Source organism: Klebsiella michiganensis, assembly GCF_015139575.1.
GTDB classification, from domain to species: domain Bacteria; phylum Pseudomonadota; class Gammaproteobacteria; order Enterobacterales; family Enterobacteriaceae; genus Klebsiella; species Klebsiella michiganensis.
In genome coordinates, this window is sequence record NZ_AP022547.1 from 5,467,817 (window position 1) to 5,488,422 (window position 20,606).

Annotated in this window: 22 protein-coding genes; 19 read left to right on the plus strand and 3 right to left on the minus strand. The window is 58.7% G+C overall.

The window, feature by feature from the left end:
* Positions 1-77: 77 nt before the first annotated feature.
* From yjdN to phnP, 11 genes are all read left to right on the plus strand, one after another.
* Complete coding sequence (gene yjdN, locus JLG71_RS25575; protein ID WP_004097869.1) at positions 78-512, plus strand: VOC family metalloprotein YjdN; 435 nt, start codon at positions 78-80, stop codon at positions 510-512.
* A gap of 217 nt (positions 513-729) precedes the next feature.
* Positions 730-1,455 (plus strand): phosphonate metabolism transcriptional regulator PhnF, encoded by a 726-nt coding sequence (phnF, locus tag JLG71_RS25580; protein WP_116280002.1) that lies wholly within the window; start codon positions 730-732, stop codon positions 1,453-1,455.
* Positions 1,456-1,908 (plus strand): phosphonate C-P lyase system protein PhnG, encoded by a 453-nt coding sequence (gene phnG, locus JLG71_RS25585; protein ID WP_004097867.1) that lies wholly within the window; start codon positions 1,456-1,458, stop codon positions 1,906-1,908. It abuts the gene before it with no gap.
* Positions 1,905-2,489, plus strand: coding sequence for a phosphonate C-P lyase system protein PhnH (phnH, locus tag JLG71_RS25590; protein ID WP_004097865.1), 585 nt, complete (start codon positions 1,905-1,907; stop codon positions 2,487-2,489). The genes phnG and phnH overlap by 4 nt, the downstream gene beginning before the upstream one ends.
* Positions 2,489-3,553 carry a carbon-phosphorus lyase complex subunit PhnI gene (locus JLG71_RS25595; RefSeq protein ID WP_064375655.1) on the plus strand — a complete coding sequence of 355 codons (1,065 nt, stop codon included), beginning with the start codon at positions 2,489-2,491 and terminating at the stop codon, positions 3,551-3,553. The genes phnH and JLG71_RS25595 overlap by 1 nt, the downstream gene beginning before the upstream one ends.
* Positions 3,546-4,394 carry an alpha-D-ribose 1-methylphosphonate 5-phosphate C-P-lyase PhnJ gene (locus JLG71_RS25600; protein ID WP_004097861.1) on the plus strand — a complete coding sequence of 283 codons (849 nt, stop codon included), beginning with the start codon at positions 3,546-3,548 and terminating at the stop codon, positions 4,392-4,394. Before JLG71_RS25595 ends, JLG71_RS25600 begins: the two co-directional genes overlap by 8 nt.
* Entirely contained in the window at positions 4,391-5,149 is a 759-nt protein-coding gene (gene phnK, locus JLG71_RS25605; RefSeq protein ID WP_004097860.1) for a phosphonate C-P lyase system protein PhnK, read from the plus strand. Before JLG71_RS25600 ends, phnK begins: the two co-directional genes overlap by 4 nt.
* 197 nt (positions 5,150-5,346) lie before the next feature.
* The gene (gene phnL, locus JLG71_RS25610; protein WP_004097859.1) at positions 5,347-6,033 is read left to right on the plus strand and encodes a phosphonate C-P lyase system protein PhnL; all 687 of its coding nucleotides are present in this window, start codon (positions 5,347-5,349) and stop codon (positions 6,031-6,033) included.
* Entirely contained in the window at positions 6,030-7,166 is a 1,137-nt protein-coding gene (phnM, locus tag JLG71_RS25615) for an alpha-D-ribose 1-methylphosphonate 5-triphosphate diphosphatase (protein ID WP_049083643.1), read from the plus strand. Before phnL ends, phnM begins: the two co-directional genes overlap by 4 nt.
* Positions 7,166-7,729, plus strand: coding sequence for a ribose 1,5-bisphosphokinase (phnN, locus tag JLG71_RS25620; RefSeq protein ID WP_014837158.1), 564 nt, complete (start codon positions 7,166-7,168; stop codon positions 7,727-7,729). Before phnM ends, phnN begins: the two co-directional genes overlap by 1 nt.
* Positions 7,730-7,744: 15 nt before the next feature.
* On the plus strand, positions 7,745-8,503 hold the full coding sequence (gene phnP / locus JLG71_RS25625; protein ID WP_116280003.1) for a phosphonate metabolism protein PhnP: 759 nt from the start codon (positions 7,745-7,747) through the stop codon (positions 8,501-8,503).
* A 33-nt stretch (positions 8,504-8,536) separates the two neighbouring features.
* On the opposite strand, the gene yjdP is transcribed toward phnP, so the two are convergent.
* Complete coding sequence (yjdP, locus tag JLG71_RS25630; RefSeq protein WP_116280004.1) at positions 8,537-8,869, minus strand: DDRRRQL repeat protein YjdP; 333 nt, start codon at positions 8,867-8,869, stop codon at positions 8,537-8,539.
* A 69-nt stretch (positions 8,870-8,938) separates the two neighbouring features.
* Positions 8,939-9,388: a bifunctional allose-6-phosphate isomerase/ribose-5-phosphate isomerase RpiB gene (rpiB, locus tag JLG71_RS25635; protein WP_116280005.1), complete on the minus strand. Its 450-nt coding sequence runs from the start codon at positions 9,386-9,388 to the stop codon at positions 8,939-8,941.
* A 363-nt stretch (positions 9,389-9,751) separates the two neighbouring features.
* Here rpiB and JLG71_RS25640 point away from each other — a divergent pair, with 363 nt between their 5' ends.
* The 8 genes from JLG71_RS25640 to JLG71_RS25675 all read left to right on the plus strand — a co-directional run bounded on the left by JLG71_RS25640 (position 9,752) and on the right by JLG71_RS25675 (position 19,089).
* Positions 9,752-10,639, plus strand: a complete 888-nt coding sequence (locus tag JLG71_RS25640) for a MurR/RpiR family transcriptional regulator (protein ID WP_004097852.1) — start codon at positions 9,752-9,754, stop codon at positions 10,637-10,639.
* Positions 10,640-10,698: 59 nt separating this feature from the next.
* A complete protein-coding gene (gene alsB / locus JLG71_RS25645) occupies positions 10,699-11,634 on the plus strand; it encodes a D-allose transporter substrate-binding protein (RefSeq protein WP_025107677.1) in 936 nt (311 codons plus the stop codon).
* A gap of 65 nt (positions 11,635-11,699) precedes the next feature.
* Positions 11,700-13,232, plus strand: a complete 1,533-nt coding sequence (alsA, locus tag JLG71_RS25650; RefSeq protein ID WP_025107678.1) for a D-allose ABC transporter ATP-binding protein AlsA — start codon at positions 11,700-11,702, stop codon at positions 13,230-13,232.
* A complete protein-coding gene (alsC, locus tag JLG71_RS25655; RefSeq protein ID WP_014837152.1) occupies positions 13,211-14,191 on the plus strand; it encodes a D-allose ABC transporter permease in 981 nt (326 codons plus the stop codon). Before alsA ends, alsC begins: the two co-directional genes overlap by 22 nt.
* A gap of 10 nt (positions 14,192-14,201) precedes the next feature.
* Positions 14,202-14,897, plus strand: coding sequence for a D-allulose 6-phosphate 3-epimerase (alsE, locus tag JLG71_RS25660; protein WP_025107679.1), 696 nt, complete (start codon positions 14,202-14,204; stop codon positions 14,895-14,897).
* Positions 14,881-15,792: an allose kinase gene (gene alsK / locus JLG71_RS25665; protein ID WP_025107680.1), complete on the plus strand. Its 912-nt coding sequence runs from the start codon at positions 14,881-14,883 to the stop codon at positions 15,790-15,792. The genes alsE and alsK overlap by 17 nt, the downstream gene beginning before the upstream one ends.
* A gap of 261 nt (positions 15,793-16,053) precedes the next feature.
* Complete coding sequence (fdhF, locus tag JLG71_RS25670; RefSeq protein ID WP_077598876.1) at positions 16,054-18,201, plus strand: formate dehydrogenase subunit alpha; 2,148 nt, start codon at positions 16,054-16,056, stop codon at positions 18,199-18,201.
* Positions 18,202-18,405: 204 nt separating this feature from the next.
* Complete coding sequence (locus JLG71_RS25675; protein WP_102803511.1) at positions 18,406-19,089, plus strand: tetratricopeptide repeat protein; 684 nt, start codon at positions 18,406-18,408, stop codon at positions 19,087-19,089.
* A 36-nt stretch (positions 19,090-19,125) separates the two neighbouring features.
* On the opposite strand, the gene gltP is transcribed toward JLG71_RS25675, so the two are convergent.
* Positions 19,126-20,439: a glutamate/aspartate:proton symporter GltP gene (gltP, locus tag JLG71_RS25680; RefSeq protein ID WP_004109428.1), complete on the minus strand. Its 1,314-nt coding sequence runs from the start codon at positions 20,437-20,439 to the stop codon at positions 19,126-19,128.
* Positions 20,440-20,606 lie beyond the last annotated feature (167 nt).

Sequence of the window (20,606 nt, forward strand, 5' to 3'; positions counted from 1 at the left end):
TCCCTCGCTGCCGCCTGGCTTAATTCTGCAATCCCCTTCTACGCTTAATGGAATATTCGTTACCTGAGGTAATGGTTATGCCCTTAAGTCCCTATATCGCTTTTAGCGGCAACTGCGCTGCCGCCATCGCTTTCTACCAGCAGGCGCTGGGCGCGGAGCTCATCCACAAAATCACCTGGGGTGAAATGCCGCAGAATACGCAGGACGCCGAAGATGGCTGCCCTTCCGGCCAGCATCTGGCTGCCGACGGTATCGCGCACGCCAGCCTGCGCATTGCCGATAGTATCCTGATGCTCAGCGACAGCCCCTCCAGCAACATGGAGCGCTACGCCGGATTTACCGTCGTGCTGGACTCGCAGGATGTTATTGAGGGTAAACGCTGGTTTGACGGCCTCGCCGACGGCGGGCAGATTGAGATGGCCTGGCAGGAAACCTTCTGGGCGCACGGCTTCGGTAAAGTTATCGACCGCTTTGGCGTCCCGTGGATGGTCAACGTGGTGAAAGAGCCTTAACGCTGGCCTTTTCCCCTCACCCTGTGCTCCCCCCGAAAGGGAGAGAGGGCGGAGTGAGGGCATCTGTGCATTCACTCCCCCTTACCCTGTCATTCCACCGGCATCAACTCTTCATCCCCCGGTCATCATGAGTTAACCGAAATGTAACAAAAAACCGTCAGGATCGGCCCACGCTCAGAGGGAAATACTTCCTTGTCCTTAGTGAGGCTTGATTGACATGTACTTATCCAGACATCCGACCAGTTATCCAACGCGATATCAGGAAATTGCCGCCAAACTGGAGCAAGAACTTCGCCATAATTACCACTGCGGCGACTATCTGCCCGCCGAGCAGCAGCTGGCGTCCCGCTTTGAGGTTAACCGCCACACCCTGCGCCGGGCCATCGATCAGCTCGTCGAACGCGGCTGGGTCCAGCGCCGTCAGGGCGTCGGCGTGCTGGTGCTGATGCGCCCGATAGATTATCCGCTCAACTCCCAGGCCCGCTTTAGCCAGAATCTTCTCGAACAGGGCAGCCACCCGACCAGCGAGAAGCTGCTGTCGGTGGTGCGTCCGGCCAGCAGCCACGTTGCCGAGGCGTTTGCTATCAGTGAAGGCGATAACGTCATTCACCTGCGCACCCTGCGCCGCGTGAACGGCGTCGCCCTGTGTCTGATCGACCACTACTTTACCGACCTGCAGCTGTGGCCGGTTCTGCAAACCTTTACCCACGGCTCTCTCCATGACCTGCTGCGCGATCGGCTGGATATCGAACTGACCCGCGTGCGCACCAAAATCAGCGCCCGCCGCGCGCAGGCCAAAGAGAGCAATATTCTCGGCATTCCTAACATGGCGCCGCTGCTGTGCGTGCGCACCCTGAATCATCGCCAGGACGAGCAGAGCGCGACGGAGTACTCCGTCAGCCTGACCCGCGCCGACATGATTGAATTCACCATGGAGCACTGAATGCACTTTGATACCGCAACCCGCCAGCGCTGGATGTCCGTGCTGGCCCACAGTGAACCACAAGAACTGGCGGCGCGGATGCAGACGCTGCAGCTCGCGCCGCAGTATGAGCTGATTCGCGCCCCGGAGACCGGGCTGGTGCAGCTGCAGGCGCGTATGGGCGGCATCGGCGACCGATTCTTCGCCGGAGACGCCACCTTAACCCGCGCCGCCATTCGCCTGGCCGACGGCACCCTCGGCTATAGCTGGATTCTGGGCCGCGACCGCCCGCACGCTGAACGCTGCGCGGCCATTGATGCCCTGATGCAGTCACCACACCATTTTCACACCCTGATGGAAACCCTGATAACCCCGCTGGAAGAACAACGCAGCGCGCGCATTGAAGCCCGACGCGCCGAAGTCAACGCCAGCCGGGTCGACTTCTTTACTCTGGTTCGCGGAGATAACGCATGACATTACAACCCGCCTTTACCCTGGCTGTGCAGGATGCCCAGCACAGTTTCCGCCGCCTGCTGAAGGCGATGAGCGAGCCGGGAGTGATTGTCTCCCTGCAGCAGCTTCAGCACGGCTGGCAGCCGCTGAACGTCGCCTCCACCAGCCTGCTGCTGACGCTGGTGGATCACGATACGCCGGTCTGGCTCGCTCCCGCGCTGCATAACGATCTTGTCGGCCAGAATCTGCGCTTCCATACCGGCGCGCCGCTGGTTGAGCAGCCGCAGCAGGCGACCTTCGCCGTCGCCAGCGACAGCATCAGCGCCGAGCAGCTGAACGTGCTTTCCGCCGGTACCGTCGTCGCCCCGGAAACCGGCGTCACGCTGGTGGTTCAGCTTGCCAGCCTGAGCGGCGGCCGGATGCTGCGGCTGACCGGCGCGGGGATCGCCGAAGAGCGGATGATCGCCCCGCAGCTGCCGGAATGCATTATTGAAGAATTGACCGAGCGTCCGCATCCGTTCCCGCTGGGAATCGATCTGATCCTCACCTGCGGCGAACGCCTGCTGGCGATTCCGCGCACCACTCACGTCGAGGTCTGCTAATGTACGTAGCCGTCAAAGGCGGCGAGAAGGCGATCGTCGCCGCTCACGCCCTACAGGAACAGAAACGCCGAGGCGAGGGACGGCTTCCTGAAATCAGCGTTGATCAGATTAGCCAACAGCTTAATCTGGCGGTGGACCGGGTCATGACCGAAGGCGGCATCGCCGACCGGGAGCTGGCGGCGCTGGCGCTGAAGCAGGCCAGCGGCGACAGCGTCGAAGCGATTTTTCTGCTGCGCGCTTATCGCACCACCCTGCAAAGGCTGGCGGTCAGCGAGCCAGTCGACACCGCCGGTATGCGCCTTGAGCGCCGTATCTCGGCGGTCTATAAAGATATCCCCGGCGGCCAGATGCTCGGCCCGACCTACGATTACACCCACCGTCTGCTCGATTTTACCCTGCTGGCCAACGGCGAAACGCCGCCGCTGGCGACCGATAGCGCACCGCAGGAAGCGACGCCGCACGTCTTTAATCTGCTCGTCCAGCAGGGGCTGGCGAAGGCGGAGCGGGATACCGACGCGCAGCCCGACGATATCACCCGCCATCCGCCGGTTTATCCCTGTTCGCGCTCTTCGCGCCTGCAGCAGCTGACGCGCGGCGACGAGGGCTACCTGCTGGCGCTGGCCTACTCCACCCAGCGCGGCTACGGACGCAACCATCCGTTTGCCGGTGAAATTCGCAGCGGCTACGTCGCGGTGGAGATCGCTCCCGAAGAGCTGGGCTTCACCGTCACTATCGGCGAACTGCTGATGACCGAATGCGAGATGGTCAACGGCTTTGTCGACCCTCAGGATGAACCGCCGCACTTTACCCGCGGCTACGGCCTGACGTTCGGCATGAGCGAGCGCAAAGCGATGGCGATGGCGCTGGTTGACCGCGCGCTCCAGGCGCCGGAGTACGGCGAAGAGGTGGCGGGCCCTGCCCAGGATGAAGAGTTTGTGCTGGCCCATGCCGATAACGTCGAGGCCGCCGGTTTCGTTTCGCACCTTAAACTTCCCCACTATGTCGATTTCCAGGCCGAACTGGCGCTGCTTAAACGCCTGCAACGGGAGAATCAACGTGGCTAACGCACTGACCGGCTATAACTTTGCTTATCTCGACGAGCAAACCAAACGCATGATCCGCCGCGCCATCCTGAAAGCGGTGGCCATCCCCGGCTACCAGGTGCCCTTCGGCGGTCGCGAGATGCCGATGCCCTACGGCTGGGGAACCGGCGGTATCCAGCTTACCGCCAGCGTCATCGGGGAAAATGACGTCCTGAAGGTGATCGATCAGGGCGCCGATGACACCACCAACGCGGTATCGATTCGTCAGTTTTTCAAACGCGTGACCGGCGTCGCGACCACCGAGCGCACCGAAGACGCCACGCTGATCCAGACCCGCCACCGGATCCCGGAAACGCCGCTGACTGACGATCAGATCCTGATCTTCCAGGTGCCGATCCCGGAGCCGCTGCGCTTTATCGAGCCGCGCGAAACCGAAACCCGCACCATGCACGCGCTGGAGGAGTACGGCGTGATGCAGGTGAAGCTGTACGAAGATATTGCCCGCTTCGGCCATATCGCCACCACCTACGCCTACCCGGTGAAGGTCAACGGCCGCTACGTGATGGATCCGTCGCCGATTCCAAAATTCGATAATCCGAAGATGCATATGATGCCTGCGCTACAGCTGTTCGGCGCCGGACGCGAAAAACGCATCTACGCGGTACCGCCGTATACCCCGGTTGAGAGCCTCGATTTCGACGATCATCCGTTTACCGTTCAGGAGTGGGATGAACCCTGCGCCATCTGCGGATCTCGCCATAGCTATCTTGATGAAGTGGTGCTCGACGACAGCGGCAAACGGATGTTTGTCTGCTCCGATACCGACTATTGCCGCCAACAGAGCGAGGAGCAGAAAAAATGAGTCATCCGTTACTGGCGGTGAACAACCTGACCCACCTCTACGCGCCGGGCAAAGGCTTCAGCGACGTCTCGTTCGAGCTGTGGCCGGGGGAGGTGCTGGGTATCGTCGGCGAATCCGGCTCCGGAAAAACCACGCTGCTGAAAGCGATCTCCGCCCGCCTGGCCCCGCAGCAGGGAGAAGTGCTGTATCAACAGCGCTCGCTATACGCCATGAGCGAAGCGGATCGCCGACGTCTGCTGCGCACCGAATGGGGCGTGGTGCATCAGCATCCGATGGACGGCCTGCGCCGCCAGGTCTCGGCCGGCGGCAATATCGGCGAACGCCTGATGGCCACCGGGTCCCGTCACTACGGCAATATTCGCGCCACCGCCGGACAGTGGCTGCAGGAGGTGGAGATCCCGCCTTCGCGCATTGACGACCTGCCCACCACCTTTTCCGGCGGGATGCAGCAGCGCCTGCAAATCGCCCGCAATCTGGTGACGCAGCCGAGGCTGGTGTTTATGGATGAGCCCACCGGCGGGCTGGACGTATCGGTGCAGGCGCGCCTGCTCGATCTGCTGCGCGGCCTGGTCGTCGAGCTGAACCTGGCGGTGGTGATTGTGACCCACGACCTCGGCGTCGCCCGCCTGCTGGCTAACCGTCTGCTGGTGATGAAGCAGGGCCAGGTAGTCGAAAGCGGCTTAACCGACCGGGTGCTCGACGATCCCCATCACCCCTATACCCAGCTGCTGGTGTCGTCGGTGTTGCAGAACTGAGTGAATGTCCACTCCCCGGTGGCGCTGCGCTTACCGGGGCTACGGATCCCGGGCCGTCTGCGAGCCGGTAGCCCGGACAGGCGCAACGCGCCGCCTCCGGGACTCCCCGGTCGCGCTTCGTGAGTTAATGCATCAGGTAGCCCGGATAAGGCGTTCACGCCGCGATCCGGGGAAATTCAGGCACGATGAGGCTAAAAATGAACGCCATCCGCGTTGAAAACATCCATAAAACCTTTGTTCTGCACCAGCAGCACGGCGTCCGTCTGCCGGTACTCGCCGACGCCTCGCTGACCGTGAATGCCGGTGAATGCGTGGTGCTGCACGGCCATTCCGGTAGCGGAAAATCGACCCTGCTGCGTTCGCTGTACGCCAACTATCTCCCCGATAGCGGCCACATTCATATTCGCCACGGCGATGAATGGGTGGACCTGGTCACCGCCACGCCGCGTAAAGTGCTGGAAGTGCGCAAAACCACCATTGGCTGGGTCAGCCAGTTTCTGCGGGTGATCCCGCGCATTTCCGCCCTCGACGTGGTGATGCAGCCGCTGCTCGAGCTGGGCATCCCGCGCGAAGAGAGCGCCGCGAAAGCCGCCCGCCTGCTAACGCGGCTGAACGTACCCGAACGCCTGTGGCACCTCGCCCCCTCGACCTTTTCCGGCGGCGAACAGCAGCGGGTTAACATCGCCCGCGGCTTCGCGGTCGACTACCCGATTTTGCTTCTCGACGAACCCACCGCCTCGCTGGACGGCAAAAATAGCGCCGCGGTGGTGGAACTGATCCATGAAGCCAAAGCCCGCGGCGCGGCGATCGTCGGTATTTTTCACGACGAGGCCACGCGCAACCAGGTCGCCGACCGTCTGCACCCGATGGGGATTTCAGCATGATTATCAATAACGTAAAGCTGGTTCTCGAAGACGAGGTGATTAACGGCTCGCTGGAAGTGCAGGACGGCAGAATTTCGGCCTTTGCCGAAAGCCAGAGCCGACTGGCGGAGGCCATCGATGGAGAGGGCGGCTGGCTGCTGCCGGGGCTTATCGAGCTGCATACCGACAACCTGGACAAGTTTTTCACCCCGCGACCGAAAGTGGACTGGCCCGCCCACTCGGCGATGAGCAGCCACGACGCGCTGATGGTCGCCAGCGGCATCACCACCGTGCTGGATGCCGTGGCTATTGGCGATGTGCGCGACGGCGGCGATCGCCTGGAAAATCTCGAAAAAATGATCAACGCCGTGGAAGAGACGCAGAAGCGCGGCCTCAACCGCGCTGAACATCGGCTGCATCTGCGCTGCGAACTGCCGCATCACACCACCCTGCCGCTGTTTGAGAAGCTGGTTGGCCGCGAGCCGGTGAGCATGGTCTCCCTGATGGATCACTCCCCTGGCCAGCGCCAGTATGCCGACCGCAGCAAATACCGCGACTACTATCAGGGCAAATATCACCTGACCAACGAAGAGATGGACAAATTCGAAGAGGAGCAGATGGCGCTGGCGGCGGCCTGGTCTCAGCCTAACCGGCAGCGCATCGCCGCCATCTGTCGCGAGCGAAATATCGCGCTGGCCAGCCACGATGACGCAACCTGCGAACATGTGCTCGAATCGCGCCAGCTTGGCAGCGTCATCGCCGAATTTCCCACCACGATCGCCGCAGCGCAGGCGTCGCGCCAGCACGGGATGAACATTCTGATGGGTGCGCCGAATATCGTACGCGGCGGCTCGCACTCGGGGAACGTCGCCGCCCACCATCTGGCGGCCAGCGGCCTGCTGGACATTCTCTCCTCCGACTATTATCCCGCCAGCCTGCTGGATGCCGCTTTTCGCATCGCCGACGACGAGGGCAACGCCTTTACCCTCGCGCAGGCCATTCGTCTGGTGAGCAAAAACCCGGCCCAGGCGCTGGGGCTGCACGACCGCGGGGCGATTGCCGAAGGTAAGCGGGCGGACCTGGTGCTGGCGCGCCGTCACGGCGAGCATATCCATATTGATCACGTCTGGCGGCAAGGCAAGAGGGTCTTCTGATGACAGGGAAACTGATTTGGCTGGTCGGCCCCTCCGGCTCCGGCAAAGACAGCCTGCTGGCGGCGCTGCGCCAGCGGGAGCATCCGCAGCTGCTGGTGGCGCACCGCTACATAACCCGTCCACACAACGCGGGCTGTGAAAACCATATCGCCCTCAGCGAGCATGAGTTTTTTACCCGCGCCGAACAACATCTGTTTGCTCTTAGCTGGCATGCTAACAACAATTACTATGGCATTGGCATCGAGATTGACCTGTGGCTGCACGCCGGGTTCGACGTGGTCGCTAACGGTTCACGCGCCCATCTGCCGCAGGCGCAGGCGCGCTATGCCGACGCGCTGCTGCCCATCTGTCTGCAGGTTTCTCCGGCGGTGCTGCGACAGCGCCTGGAGCAGCGCGGACGGGAGAACGAGACGGAAATCGCCCAGCGCCTGGCGCGCGCGGCGCGCTATACGCCGAACGAGTGTCTGACGCTGAATAACGATGGCCGACTTAGCCAGTCGGTGGATGCCCTGGTTTCGCTGATTCGTATTCACGGCAACCGGCGCGAACAGCAGACTGCCTGAACGCGAGGAGAAGAGATGAGCCTGACTATCCGCTTAACCGGCACCGGCGGCGCGCAGCTGGTACCGGTTTTCGGCTGCGACTGCCCCGCCTGCCGCCGCGCCCGCGTCGACGAAGCGCATCGTCGCCGTCCCTGTAGCGCGGTCGTCAAATACAACAACGCGGTGACCCTGCTCGATGCCGGGCTACCGGACCTGATGACCCAGTGGCCCGCCGGCAGCTTTCAGCAGTTTCTGCTCACCCATTATCATATGGATCACGTTCAAGGCCTGTTCCCGCTGCGCTGGGGCGTGGGCGAACCGATTGCGGTATACGGCCCCCCGGATGAACAGGGCTGCGATGATCTGTTTAAGCATCCGGGCCTGCTGGATTTCAGCCATACCGTCGAACCCTTTGTAAGATTTGAACTTCAGGGATTGCGCGTTACGCCGCTGCCGCTGAACCACTCAAGGCTCACGTTTGGCTATCTGCTGGAGTCGGCCCACAGCCGGGTCGCCTGGCTATCCGACACCGCCGCACTGCCGGAGAAAACGCTGAAGTTCCTGCTGAATAACCAGCCGCAGCTTATCATTATCGACTGTAGCCACGAGCCGCGCCCGCAGCCGCCGCGCAACCACTGCGACCTGAACACCGTGCGGGCCATTAACCAGATCATCGGCTGCCCGCGGGTGATCCTCACGCATATCAGCCACCGCTTCGATGCATGGATGATGGAGCATTCTCTGCCTGCAGGATTTGAGGCTGGGTTTGATGGAATGGAGATAACGCTGGATTAAGCGGGCGCGGCGAAGGCCGAGAGTCGTGCCGCATCAATAATCATCATCCAGCCTGCGCTGGTCGCTTTCCAGCTGACGGCGGTCCCGATCAAGCTGGCGCTGGCGCTCGTCAAGTTCGCGTCGGCGATCCTCAAGCTGTCGCCGCCGGTCGTCATACTGCCGCTGGCGATCGGCGCTCTGCTGGCGGCTGTCCTGATAGCGCCCATCATCATAGTCATCATCGTCAGACCGGCTATCGCCCGAATGGTAAGCATCATTAATGGCCTGCTGAATATTGCCGATCGCGTCGTCAATCATATCGGCGTGCGCCAGCTGGCCGGCGAGGGACAAGGTGCAGATAAGCAAAGCGGTAGAGTAACGTTTCATAAAGCCAGTCTCGTCGGGGGGCTGGCTCTACGTTAATCAAGGGCTATCGCCGGGAGTAGCGGAGGAATCTCAAATCCGCAGCTGTTCAATCGCGCCGATGGCGTCCACTCGCCCCTGATGTCGCCCGCCCTCAAATTCGGCAGCCAGCCAGGCATCGACGATCATTTTCGCCAACTCAAGGCCGATCACCCGCGCGCCAAAGGCCAGAATATTGGTGTTGTTATGCTGTCGTGAAAGCTGCGCCGAGTAGGGCTCGCTGCACACCACCGCACGAATACCCGGGTGCTTATTGGCGGCGATAGAGATGCCGACGCCGGTGCCGCAGATCAGGATCCCGCCGTCGACCTCGCCGGCGGCAACGGCCTGAGCGACGGCGCTGGCATAGCGCGGATAGTCGGTACGTTCCGTGGACCATGCGCCTTTATCTACGACGTCAATACCGCGCTGGCGCAGATGCGCAAGAATATCGTCTTTCAGGATAATCCCGACGTGATCGCAGCCAAATGCAATCCTTTTCATACTTAGCCTCGCCTGTTGTTAACTTTACAAGGATGGTTAGCGTTGTGATTTAAACGCCTAAAAATGCCCCAGGAAACGCTGAAAACAGCATCGTCAGGCTCCTTTCTACACGGGCAAATTTTACAAATCAAGACGAAAGCGTTATTTAACATGATTTTCACCTTGCAAAAAAAGAACTGAAAAAAACAGTAATTCACTGATTTATAATGAATTTATAAGAAATTAAGATAAAATCAACATTAACAAAACTTCACGATAAACATAACTTTATAAAAAATATAATTTTGTGAAGTTGGTGGTATCTTTTTTGTTTCGCCTGTGGTGATATAGTGTCGTCTTCATTTTATGGACAATGAGAAAGCGATGAGTCAGACAGAATCCAGTTCGCTCCCTAACGGCATCGGCCTTGCCCCCTGGCTTCGCATGAAGCAGGAAGGGATGACCGAAAACGAGAGCCGTATCGTTGAATGGTTGCTTACCCCCGGCAATCTCAGCGATGCGCCGGCAATCAAGGACGTCGCGGAAGCGCTGTCGGTATCAGAAGCCATGATCGTTAAGGTTTCTAAGCTGCTGGGGTTTAGCGGTTTTCGTAACCTGCGCAGCGCGCTGGAGGCCTACTTTTCGCAGTCTGAACAGGTGTTACCGACCGAACTCTCCTTTGATGATGCGCCGCAGGATGTGGTGAATAAGGTATTCAACATCACCCTGCGCACCATTATGGAAGGCCAGTCGATCGTGAACGTCGACGAAATTCACCGCGCGGCGCGCTTTTTTGCCCAGGCCAACCAGCGCGACCTGTACGGCGCGGGCGGCTCCAACGCCATCTGCGCCGACGTGCAGCATAAGTTTTTACGCATCGGCGTGCGCTGCCAGGCCTACCCGGACGCGCATATCATGATGATGTCCGCCTCGCTGCTGAAGGAAGGCGATGTCGTGCTGGTGGTCTCGCACTCCGGGCGCACCAGCGATATCAAATCAGCGGTGGAGCTGGCGAAAAAGAACGGGGCGAAAATTATCTGTATCACCCATAGCTATCATTCGCCGATTGCCAAGTTAGCTGATTTTATTATTTGTTCGCCAGCACCAGAGACGCCTTTATTAGGGCGTAACGCCTCAGCGCGTATATTACAACTCACATTATTAGATGCGTTTTTTGTTTCCGTTGCACAGCTCAACATTGAGCAAGCGAATTTAAATATGCAAAAAACTGGCGCGATTGTTAATTTCTTTTCACCCGGCGCGCTTAAATAAAAAACCGATCCCACACTGGTGGGATCAATATAACTGTATCCTACACTGAGAATACTGCCATGAATAAATATCTGAAACTTTTCAGCGGCACGCTCATGGGCGTAATGTTATCCACCAGCGCCTTTGCCGCCGCCGATTATGCTGTGGTATTAAAAACCTTATCCAATCCATTTTGGGTGGATATGAAAAAGGGTATTGAGGACGAAGCCAAAACGCTGGGCGTAAGCGTCGATATTTTTGCCTCGCCTTCCGAAGGGGATTTTCAGTCGCAGCTGCAGCTGTTTGAAGACCTGAGCAACAAAAACTACAAAGGTATCGCCTTTGCGCCGCTCTCCTCGGTAAACCTGGTCATGCCGGTGGCCAAAGCGTGGAAAAAGGGCATCTTTCTGGTCAACCTCGATGAAAAAATCGATATGGATAACCTGAAGAAAGCCGGCGGCAACGTCGAAGGTTTCGTCACCACCGATAACGTGGCGGTGGGGGCAAAAGGCGCGGAATTTATCATCGACAAGCTCGGCGCGGAAGGCGGCGAAGTCGCTATTATCGAAGGCAAAGCCGGTAACGCCTCAGGCGAAGCTCGCCGCAGCGGCGCCACCGAAGCCTTCAAAAAAGCGAGCCAGATCAAGCTGGTGGCCAGCCAGCCTGCCGACTGGGACCGCATCAAAGCGCTGGACGTCGCCACGAACGTGCTGCAGCGTAACCCGAACGTTAAAGCGATTTACTGCGCCAACGACACCATGGCAATGGGCGTCGCCCAGGCCGTCGCGAACGCCGGCAAAACCGGCAAGGTGCTGGTGGTGGGTACCGACGGTATTCCGGAAGCGCGCAAAATGGTCGAAGCCGGGCAAATGACCGCCACTATCGCGCAGAACCCGGCGGATATTGGCGCTACGGGTCTTAAGCTGATGGTCGACGCCGAGAAGAGCGGCAAAGTCATCCCGCTGGATAAAGCCCCGCAGTTTACGCTGGTGGATTCCATTCTGGTGACGAAATAGGTTTGTAAATCCCCTCTTTCTTTGGGAGAGGGGAAATCACGCAGCGGTAATAAAGGAAATTTTCTATGCTCACGCCATATATATCAATGGCGGGGATCGGCAAATCCTTTGGCCCGGTTCACGCATTAAAATCGGTTGATTTAACTATTTACCCCCATGAAATACATGCGTTACTAGGGGAAAACGGTGCCGGTAAATCAACGCTGATGAAAGTATTGTCGGGAATACATGAACCGACCAAAGGCACCATTACGATTAATAACGTTAACTACCACAAGCTTGACCATAAATTAGCGGCCCAGCTCGGCATTGGTATTATTTACCAGGAGCTCAGCGTCATTGATGAATTAACGGTGCTGGAGAATTTATATATTGGCCGCCATCTGACTAAAAAAGTCTGCGGCGTCAACGTTATCGACTGGAAGGAAATGCGCGTACGGGCGGCGATGATGCTGCTGCGCGTCGGGCTGAAGATCGATTTAGACGAAAAGGTGGCGAATCTCTCCATCAGCCACAAGCAGATGCTGGAGATCGCCAAGACGCTGATGCTCGACGCTAAAGTGCTGATCATGGATGAACCGACCTCCTCGCTGACCAATAAAGAGGTGGACTATCTGTTCCTGATCATGAACCAGCTGCGTAAAGAGGGCACCGCCATTGTTTATATCTCGCACAAGCTGGCGGAAATACGCCGCATCTGCGACCGCTACACGGTGATGAAAGACGGCAGCAGCGTCTGCAGCGGGAAGGTCAGCGAAGTGAATAACGACGACATCGTACGCCTGATGGTCGGCCGCGAGCTGCAAAACCGCTTCAACGCCATGAAAGAGAGCACCGGCAACATCGCCCGCGAGACGGTGTTCGAAGTGAAAAACGTCACCAGCCATGACAAGAAAAAGGTACGCGATATCTCATTTAGCGTGAATCGCGGCGAAATTCTCGGTTTTGCCGGGCTGGTCGGCTCCGGGCGCACCGAGCTGATGGACTGCCTGTTTGGAGTCGATAAGCGTAGCAGCGGTGAAATATACCTCAACGGCAACGCGATCTCGCCCCGCTCGCCGCTCGACGCCTTAAAGAAAGGCATGGGGTATATCACCGAAAGCCGCCGGGAAAACGGCTTTTTCCCCAATTTTTCCATCGCCCAGAATATGGCGGTCAGCCAGAGCCTGAAGCGCGGCGGCTACAAAGGGGCCATGGGGCTGTTCCGCGAAGGCGACGAACGCAGAACGGCGGAGGAGCAGCGCAAGCTGCTGGCGCTGAAGTGCCATTCGGTCGATCAGAACATCACCGAGCTCTCCGGCGGCAACCAGCAGAAGGTGCTGATTTCCAAATGGCTATGCTGCAGCCCCGAAGTGATCATTTTTGACGAGCCGACGCGCGGTATCGACGTGGGCGCAAAAGCCGAAATTTATAAAGTGATGCGCCAGCTGGCCGATGACGGAAAAGTCATCCTGATGGTGTCGTCCGAACTACCTGAAATTATCGCCGTCTGCGACCGCATTGCCGTGTTCTGCGAAGGGCGACTGACGCAAATCCTGACCAATCGCGACGACATGAGCGAAGAGGAGATTATGGCATGGGCACTACCACAAGAGTGAAAGGCGAAATGGGCGAGAAAAAACCGTTTAACTTCGCGCTGTTCTGGGATAAATACGGCACCTTTTTTATTCTCGCCATCATCGTCGCCATCTTCGGCACCCTGTCGTCAGAGTACTTCCTGACGACCAACAATATTACGCAGATCTTCGTCCAGAGCTCGGTCACCGTCCTGATCGGCATGGGCGAGTTCTTCGCGATCCTCGTCGCCGGGATCGACCTGTCGGTCGGGGCGATCCTCGCGCTCTCCGGGATGGTCACCGCGAAGCTGATGCTGGCGGGCGTCGACCCGTTCCTCGCGGCGCTGATTGGCGGCGTGCTGGTCGGCGGCGCGCTGGGGGCCATCAACGGCTGCCTGGTCAACTGGACCGGCCTGCATCCGTTCATTATTACCCTCGGCACCAACGCCATCTTCCGCGGTATTACGCTGGTGATCTCTGATGCCAACTCGGTGTACGGGTTTTCTTTTGATTTCGTTAACTTTTTCGCCGCCACGCCGCTGGGCATTCCGGTTCCGGTGATCTTCTCGCTGATTGTGGCGGTGATCCTGTGGTTCCTGACCACCCGTATGCGCGTGGGCCGCAACATCTACGCGCTGGGCGGTAACAAGCACTCCGCTTTCTACTCCGGCATCGACGTCAAGTTCCACATGCTGCTGGTGTTCATCATTTCCGGCGTTTGCGCCGGGCTGGCCGGCGTGGTCTCCACCGCCCGCCTCGGGGCGGCGGAACCGCTGGCCGGCATGGGCTTTGAAACCTACGCCATCGCCAGCGCCATCATCGGCGGCACCAGCTTCTTCGGCGGTAAAGGACGCATCTTCTCGGTGGTCATCGGCGGCCTGATTATCGGCACTATCAACAACGGACTGAACATCCTGCAAGTACAAACCTACTACCAGCTGGTGGTAATGGGCGGATTAATCATCGCGGCTGTCGCCCTCGACCGTCTTATCAGTAAGTAAGGAATTTATCATGAAAATTGCTCCCTCTTTAATGTGTATGGATCTGCTGAAATTCAAAGAACAGATCGAGTTTATCGACCAGCACGCAGACTATTTTCACATCGACATTATGGACGGTCATTTTGTACCAAACCTGACCCTGTCGCCGTTTTTCGTCAGCCAGGTCAAAAAGCTGGCCAGCAAACCGCTGGACTGCCATCTGATGGTCACCCGCCCGCAGGACTACATTAGCCAGCTGGCGCAGGCGGGGGCGGATTTTATCACCCTGCATCCGGAAACGATTAACGGCCAGGCCTTCCGCCTGATCGAAGAGATCCGTCGCCACGGCATGAAGGTCGGACTGATCCTTAACCCGGAAACCCCGGTTGAGACCATGAAGTACTACATTCATAAAGCCGACAAAATCACGGTGATGACCGTCGATCCGGGCTTCGCCGGGCAGCCGTTTATCCCGGAGATGCTGGAAAAAATCGCCGAACTGAAAGCCTGGCGCGAGCGCGAGGGGCTGAGCTACGAGATCGAAATCGACGGCTCCTGCAATAAAGCCACCTATCAAAAACTGATGGCGGCGGGCGCGGACGTCTTTATCGTCGGCACATCAGGCCTCTTCAATCACGCCGATAAGATAGAAGACGCGTGGCAGATCATGGCAGAGCAGATCCTGACGGCAAAACGCGAGGTAATGCCTCATGCAAAAACAGCGTAACGTCGTCGCGGGCGTGGATATGGGCGCGACCCATATCCGGCTTTGCCTGCAAACGGCGCAGGGCGAAGCGCTGCACTGCGAAAAGCGGCGCACCGCCGACGTGATTAGCGCCGACGGCCTGGTCAACGGTATTAAAAACCTGCTGCAGCAGCAGCTGACCCAGCACGACGCCCACTGCTGCGGGCTGGTGATGGGGTTTCCGGCGCTGGTGGCAAAAGACAAGCGGACGATTATCTCAACGCCCAATCTGCCGCTGGCCGCCGACGACCTGTATAACCTGGCCGACCGGCTGGAAGCGGCGCTGGGCTGCCCGGTGGAGTTTTCCCGCGATGTGAATCTGCAGCTCTCTTTTGATGTGCAGCAGAACGGCCTGCAGGAGCAGGAGGTGCTGGCGGCCTATCTTGGCACCGGTATGGGCTTCGCGGTCTGGCTGAACGGCGGACCGTGGACCGGCGCCCACGGCGTGGCGGGCGAGCTGGGGCATATTCCGCAGGGCGATGACGCCCTCACCTGCGCCTGCGGCAACCCCGCCTGTCTGGAAACCGTCTGCTCCGGGATTGCGCTAAAGCGCTGGTATGAACAGCAGCCGCGCGCCTATGAACTGGGCGAGCTGTTCGTTCACGCCGCGCGGGAGCCGTTTGTGCAGCAGCTGCTAAACCACGCCGCCCGCGCCATCGCCACCAGCATCAACCTGTTCGACCCCGATGCGGTGATCCTCGGCGGCGGCGTGATGGATATGCCCGCCTTCCCGCGTGACGCCGTCATCGCCATGGTCAAAACCTACGTCCGCCGTCCGCTGCCGTATCAGGCCGTACGCTTTATCGCCGCCTCCTCTTCCGCGTTTAACGGCGCTCAGGGCGCGGCGGCGCTGGCGAGAAGCCGGTATTTAACCTGACCGGGGTAACGCCCATAAGCCCGGACCTGCCTCTTCCCACATCCCCGGCGGCGGTGCTGCGCGCCTGGCCGGGCTACCCGGCCGCGTCACAGGCGCCCGCGTCGACACGTCAAAACTGACGATAGCCTGTTTTTCGTCAGCATTTCGCCCAAAAAAACGACGTATCATCAGTCAATACCCACAGTGAAAACATGGCATAGAAGATGCATAGTGACGGCGCGATAGCGCGTATGCGCCAATTGATTAACTGGAGCAAGACCGATGAAAAAAGTCGTCACGGTTTGCCCGTATTGCGCATCAGGTTGCAAAATCAACCTGGTGGTCGATAACGGCAAAATCGTTCGGGCGGAGGCGGCACAGGGGAAAACCAACCAGGGAACCCTGTGTCTGAAAGGCTATTATGGCTGGGACTTCATTAACGATACCCAGATCCTTACCCCGCGCCTGAAAACCCCGATGATCCGTCGCCAGCGCGGCGGCAAGCTGGAATCCGTCTCCTGGGATGAGGCGCTCGATTACGTCGCCACTCGCCTCAGCGCCATTAAAGAGAAGTATGGCCCGGACGCGATTCAGACTACCGGTTCGTCCCGCGGGACGGGTAACGAAACCAACTATGTGATGCAAAAATTCGCGCGCGCCGTTATTGGTACCAATAACGTCGACTGCTGCGCTCGCGTCTGACACGGCCCATCGGTTGCAGGTCTGCACCAATCGGTCGGTAACGGCGCTATGAGTAATGCCATCACCGAGATCGACAACACCGATCTCGTGTTTATCTTCGGGTATAACCCGGCAGATTCACACCCTATTGTGGCGAATCACGTGATTAACGCCAAACGCAATGGGGCGAAAATCATCGTCTGCGATCCGCGTAAAATCGAAACCGCGCGCATCGCCGATATGCACATTGCGCTGAAGAACGGCTCGAATATCGCGCTGCTCAACGCTATCGGACACGTGATCATCGAAGAGGATCTCTACGATAAATCCTTCGTCGCCAGCCGTTCCGAAGGCTTCGAAGAGTATCGCAAAATCGTCGAAGGCTATACGCCGGAGTCGGTGGAAGAGATTACCGGCGTGAGTGCCCAGGAGATCCGCGCCTGCGCCCGCATGTACGCCAGCGCGAAATCCGCCGCCATCCTGTGGGGCATGGGCGTCACCCAGTTCTACCAGGGCGTAGAGACCGTACGTTCGCTGACCAGCCTGGCGATCCTCACCGGCAACCTCGGCAAGCCGAGCGTCGGCGTCAACCCGGTGCGCGGCCAGAACAACGTTCAGGGCGCCTGCGACATGGGCGCGCTGCCGGATACCTATCCGGGCTATCAGTACGTTAAATTCCCGGAAAACCGCGAGAAGTTCGCCAAAGCCTGGGGCGTCGACAGCCTGCCGGCGCACACCGGCTACCGCATCAGCGAGCTGCCGCACCGCGCGGCGCATGGCGAAGTGCGGGCGGCGTACATCATGGGGGAAGATCCGCTCCAGACCGACGCCGAGCTGTCCGCCGTGCGTAAGGCTTTCGACGATCTGGAACTGGTTATCGTCCAGGATATTTTCATGACCAAAACCGCCTCAGCGGCCGACGTTATCCTGCCCTCCACCTCGTGGGGCGAGCACGAAGGCGTTTATACCGCAGCGGACCGCGGCTTCCAGCGCTTCTTTAAAGCGGTAGAGCCGAAGTGGGACCTGAAAACCGACTGGCAGATCATCAGCGAAATCGCCACCCGGATGGGTTACAAGATGCACTACAACAACACTCAGGAAATCTGGGACGAGTTGCGTCATCTGTGCCCGGATTTCTACGGCGCCACCTACGAGAAAATGGGCGAGCTGGGCTACGTCATGTGGCCGTGCCGCGATGAGTCCGACGCCGACCAGGGGACCTCTTATCTGTTTAAAGAGAAGTTCGATACCCCCAACGGCCTGGCGCAGTTCTTCACCTGCGACTGGGTCGCGCCGATTGACAAGCTCACCGACGAATACCCGATGGTGCTGTCGACGGTGCGCGAAGTCGGCCACTACTCGTGCCGTTCGATGACCGGCAACTGTGCGGCGCTGGCCGCGCTGGCGGATGAACCGGGCTATGCGCAGATCAATACCGCTGATGCCGAACGTCTGGGCATTGAGGATGAGGCGCTGGTGTGGGTGAACTCGCGCAAGGGCCGTATTATCACCCGCGCGCAGGTCAGCGATCGTCCGAATAAAGGGGCGGTCTATATGACCTACCAGTGGTGGATTGGCGCCTGTAACGAGCTGGTTTCCGAGAACCTGAGCCCGATAACCAAAACGCCGGAGTACAAGTACTGCGCCGTCAACGTTGAGCCGATTGCCGACCAGCGGGCCGCAGAGCAGTACGTGATTGACGAGTACAATAAGCTGAAAACCCGCCTGCGCGAAAGCGCGATGGGCTAATCAGGCCGCCTCCCCGGAGGCGGTGCTTCGCACCTGTCCGGGCTACACAATCCGTAGCCCGAGCAACGCATTTACGCCGCAACCCGGGAAACAGACGGCACGATGGTTCGAGTAAAACGTTCATATCCCCCACTCGTTCCCGTCGTTTTCTTCTCCTTCACCTGCCTTTATACTGCTCGCTATGTCCTCTACCGATAATAAAAAATGAAATACCTCTATTTACTGCTGGTGATGGCAAGCGTCGCCGCAGGCGCCATGGAACCCGGCAGCCAGTACAAACCGCTGGCCGAAGCGGGCGACCCGCGCGCGCAGTACTACCTGGCCGACACTTACGTCAGCTTCGGCGATTTTCCGCAGGCTGAATACTGGGCGCAGAAAGCGGCAGACAAGGGCGACGGCGATGCGCTGGCGCTGCTGGCTCAGCTCAAAATCCGCAATCCGCAGCAGGCCGACTACCGCCAGGCGAAAGCGCTGGCGGAAAAATCGGTGCAGACCGGCAGCAGGGCGGGAGAAATTGTCCTCGCCCGGGTGCTGGTGAACCAGCAGGCCGGTACGCCGAACTATCCGCACGCCATCTCTCTGTTACAGCATGCCGCCCAGGATCCGGAAAGCGATTCAGCCGTCGACGCCCAGATGCTGCTGGGGCTTATCTACGCCAGCGGCGTTCATTCCCCGGAAGATGACGTAAAGGCGACGCAGTATTTTAAAGAGAGCTCTGCCCTCTCCCGCACCGGCTACGCTGAATACTGGGCCGGGATGCTTTTCCAGCAGGGAGAAAAAGGCTTTATCGAACCCAACAAGCAGAAAGCGCTGCACTGGCTCAACGTCAGCTGTCAGGAGGGGTTTGATACCGGCTGTGAAGAGTTCGACAGGATCAGTAAAAGATAAGAAAAAGCCCGGTGCGATGTCACCGGGCTTTCTGTTTTATTGCGCCGTTTTATCAAATTTTCCCAGCACTTCACGCTCGTACGCCAGCGCTTTTTTGCGGTCAAACTTGTGTTCCCATTTGGCGATAACCAGCACCGCCAGCGCGTTGCCCACCACGTTCAGCGCGGTACGCGCCATATCGAGGATACGGTCAACGCCGGCGATAAACGCCAGACCTTCCAGCGGAATGCCCACGCTGCCCAGCGTCGCCAGCAGCACCACGAAGGAGACGCCCGGTACGCCGGCAATCCCTTTCGACGTCACCATCAGCGTCAGCACAAGGGTAATTTCCTGCCAGATGGAGAGGTCGATACCGTACAGCTGGGCAATAAAGATCGCCGCAATGCTCTGATACAGCGTTGAGCCATCAAGGTTAAAGGAGTAGCCGGTCGGCACCACGAAGCTGGTGATTGACGCCGGCGCGCCATAGGCTTCCATCTTCTCAATAATCCGCGGCAGCACGCTCTCGGAGCTGGCGGTAGAGTAGGCCAGAATTAGCTCATCCTTCAGAATGCGGATCAGGGTCCAGATGCTCAGTCCGCACACCCGCGCCACGATGCCTAATACCACCAGCGCAAAGAACAGAATGGCGAAATAAACCAGAATCACCAGCTTCGCCAGCGGCCACAGCGAGGCGAAGCCGAAGGTCGCCACGGTCACCGAAATCAGCGCGAACACGCCCACCGGCGCATAGCGCATGACCATGTGCGTCACTTTGAACATGGTTTCAGAGATAGAGCGGAACACCGTTACCAGCGGTTCGCGATGGGTGGCGGGCAGCGAGGAGAGGCCCAGACCAAACAGCACCGAGAAGAAGATGATCGGCAGCATATCGCCTTTCGCCATCGAGGCCACGATATTGGTCGGGACCAGCGAGAGGATCGTGCCCATCAGGCCATGCGCGTGGCTCTGCACTTCCGCCGTGGTGTTTTGATATTTCGAAATATCCACCGCCGCCAGCTGCGACATATCGATTCCGCTCCCCGGCTGGAAGACGTTAGCCAGAGTAATCCCCAGCACGATCGCCACCGTGGTGATCACTTCAAAATAGATAATGGTCTTCGCGCCGATACGGCCCAGCTGCTTCGCATCGCCCACGCCCGCAATACCGACCACCAGGGTCGAGATGACGATCGGTACGACGATCATTTTAATCAGATGGATAAAGATATCGCCTGCCGGGGTCAGCAGGTTTGAGATTAACCAGTCACGGCTTTCGGCATGGTAATGCAGGTAACTGCCCAGAAGTATGCCCAGCACCAGAGCCAGCAAAATTTGCCAGGCCAGGCTGACTTTTGTTTTTTTCTTCACTACAGACTTCCTCGATGAAAAGCGCCATTCCGGGAGGTAATGGCACCCACTGAAAGGGGTATGAATTGTGTTGCGTTGCTTTATAGGGTTATTTAACGCGCAATATCAGTATCATTTGCACGGCATGCTGCGCAAGTCTTTAAGAACAGCGGTTTACTCTGGTTTTA

Excerpts from the sequence above, each read along its gene's own strand:
- phnM (WP_049083643.1), top strand. The coding sequence starts at position 6,030 with ATGATTATCAATAACGTAAAGCTGGTTCTCGAAGACGAGGTGATTAAC.
- phnG (WP_004097867.1), top strand. The coding sequence starts at position 1,456 with ATGCACTTTGATACCGCAACCCGCCAGCGCTGGATGTCCGTGCTGGCC.
- alsA (WP_025107678.1), top strand. The coding sequence starts at position 11,700 with ATGCTCACGCCATATATATCAATGGCGGGGATCGGCAAATCCTTTGGC.
- JLG71_RS25595 (WP_064375655.1), top strand. The coding sequence starts at position 2,489 with ATGTACGTAGCCGTCAAAGGCGGCGAGAAGGCGATCGTCGCCGCTCAC.
- alsB (WP_025107677.1), top strand. The coding sequence starts at position 10,699 with ATGAATAAATATCTGAAACTTTTCAGCGGCACGCTCATGGGCGTAATG.
- yjdP (WP_116280004.1), bottom strand. The coding sequence starts at position 8,869 with ATGAAACGTTACTCTACCGCTTTGCTTATCTGCACCTTGTCCCTCGCC.
- JLG71_RS25640 (WP_004097852.1), top strand. The coding sequence starts at position 9,752 with ATGAGTCAGACAGAATCCAGTTCGCTCCCTAACGGCATCGGCCTTGCC.
- phnK (WP_004097860.1), top strand. The coding sequence starts at position 4,391 with ATGAGTCATCCGTTACTGGCGGTGAACAACCTGACCCACCTCTACGCG.
- yjdN (WP_004097869.1), top strand. The coding sequence starts at position 78 with ATGCCCTTAAGTCCCTATATCGCTTTTAGCGGCAACTGCGCTGCCGCC.
- phnP (WP_116280003.1), top strand. The coding sequence starts at position 7,745 with ATGAGCCTGACTATCCGCTTAACCGGCACCGGCGGCGCGCAGCTGGTA.
- rpiB (WP_116280005.1), bottom strand. The coding sequence starts at position 9,388 with ATGAAAAGGATTGCATTTGGCTGCGATCACGTCGGGATTATCCTGAAA.
- alsE (WP_025107679.1), top strand. The coding sequence starts at position 14,202 with ATGAAAATTGCTCCCTCTTTAATGTGTATGGATCTGCTGAAATTCAAA.
- alsK (WP_025107680.1), top strand. The coding sequence starts at position 14,881 with ATGCAAAAACAGCGTAACGTCGTCGCGGGCGTGGATATGGGCGCGACC.
- phnN (WP_014837158.1), top strand. The coding sequence starts at position 7,166 with ATGACAGGGAAACTGATTTGGCTGGTCGGCCCCTCCGGCTCCGGCAAA.
- phnF (WP_116280002.1), top strand. The coding sequence starts at position 730 with ATGTACTTATCCAGACATCCGACCAGTTATCCAACGCGATATCAGGAA.
- JLG71_RS25675 (WP_102803511.1), top strand. The coding sequence starts at position 18,406 with ATGAAATACCTCTATTTACTGCTGGTGATGGCAAGCGTCGCCGCAGGC.
- phnH (WP_004097865.1), top strand. The coding sequence starts at position 1,905 with ATGACATTACAACCCGCCTTTACCCTGGCTGTGCAGGATGCCCAGCAC.
- alsC (WP_014837152.1), top strand. The coding sequence starts at position 13,211 with ATGGGCACTACCACAAGAGTGAAAGGCGAAATGGGCGAGAAAAAACCG.
- phnL (WP_004097859.1), top strand. The coding sequence starts at position 5,347 with ATGAACGCCATCCGCGTTGAAAACATCCATAAAACCTTTGTTCTGCAC.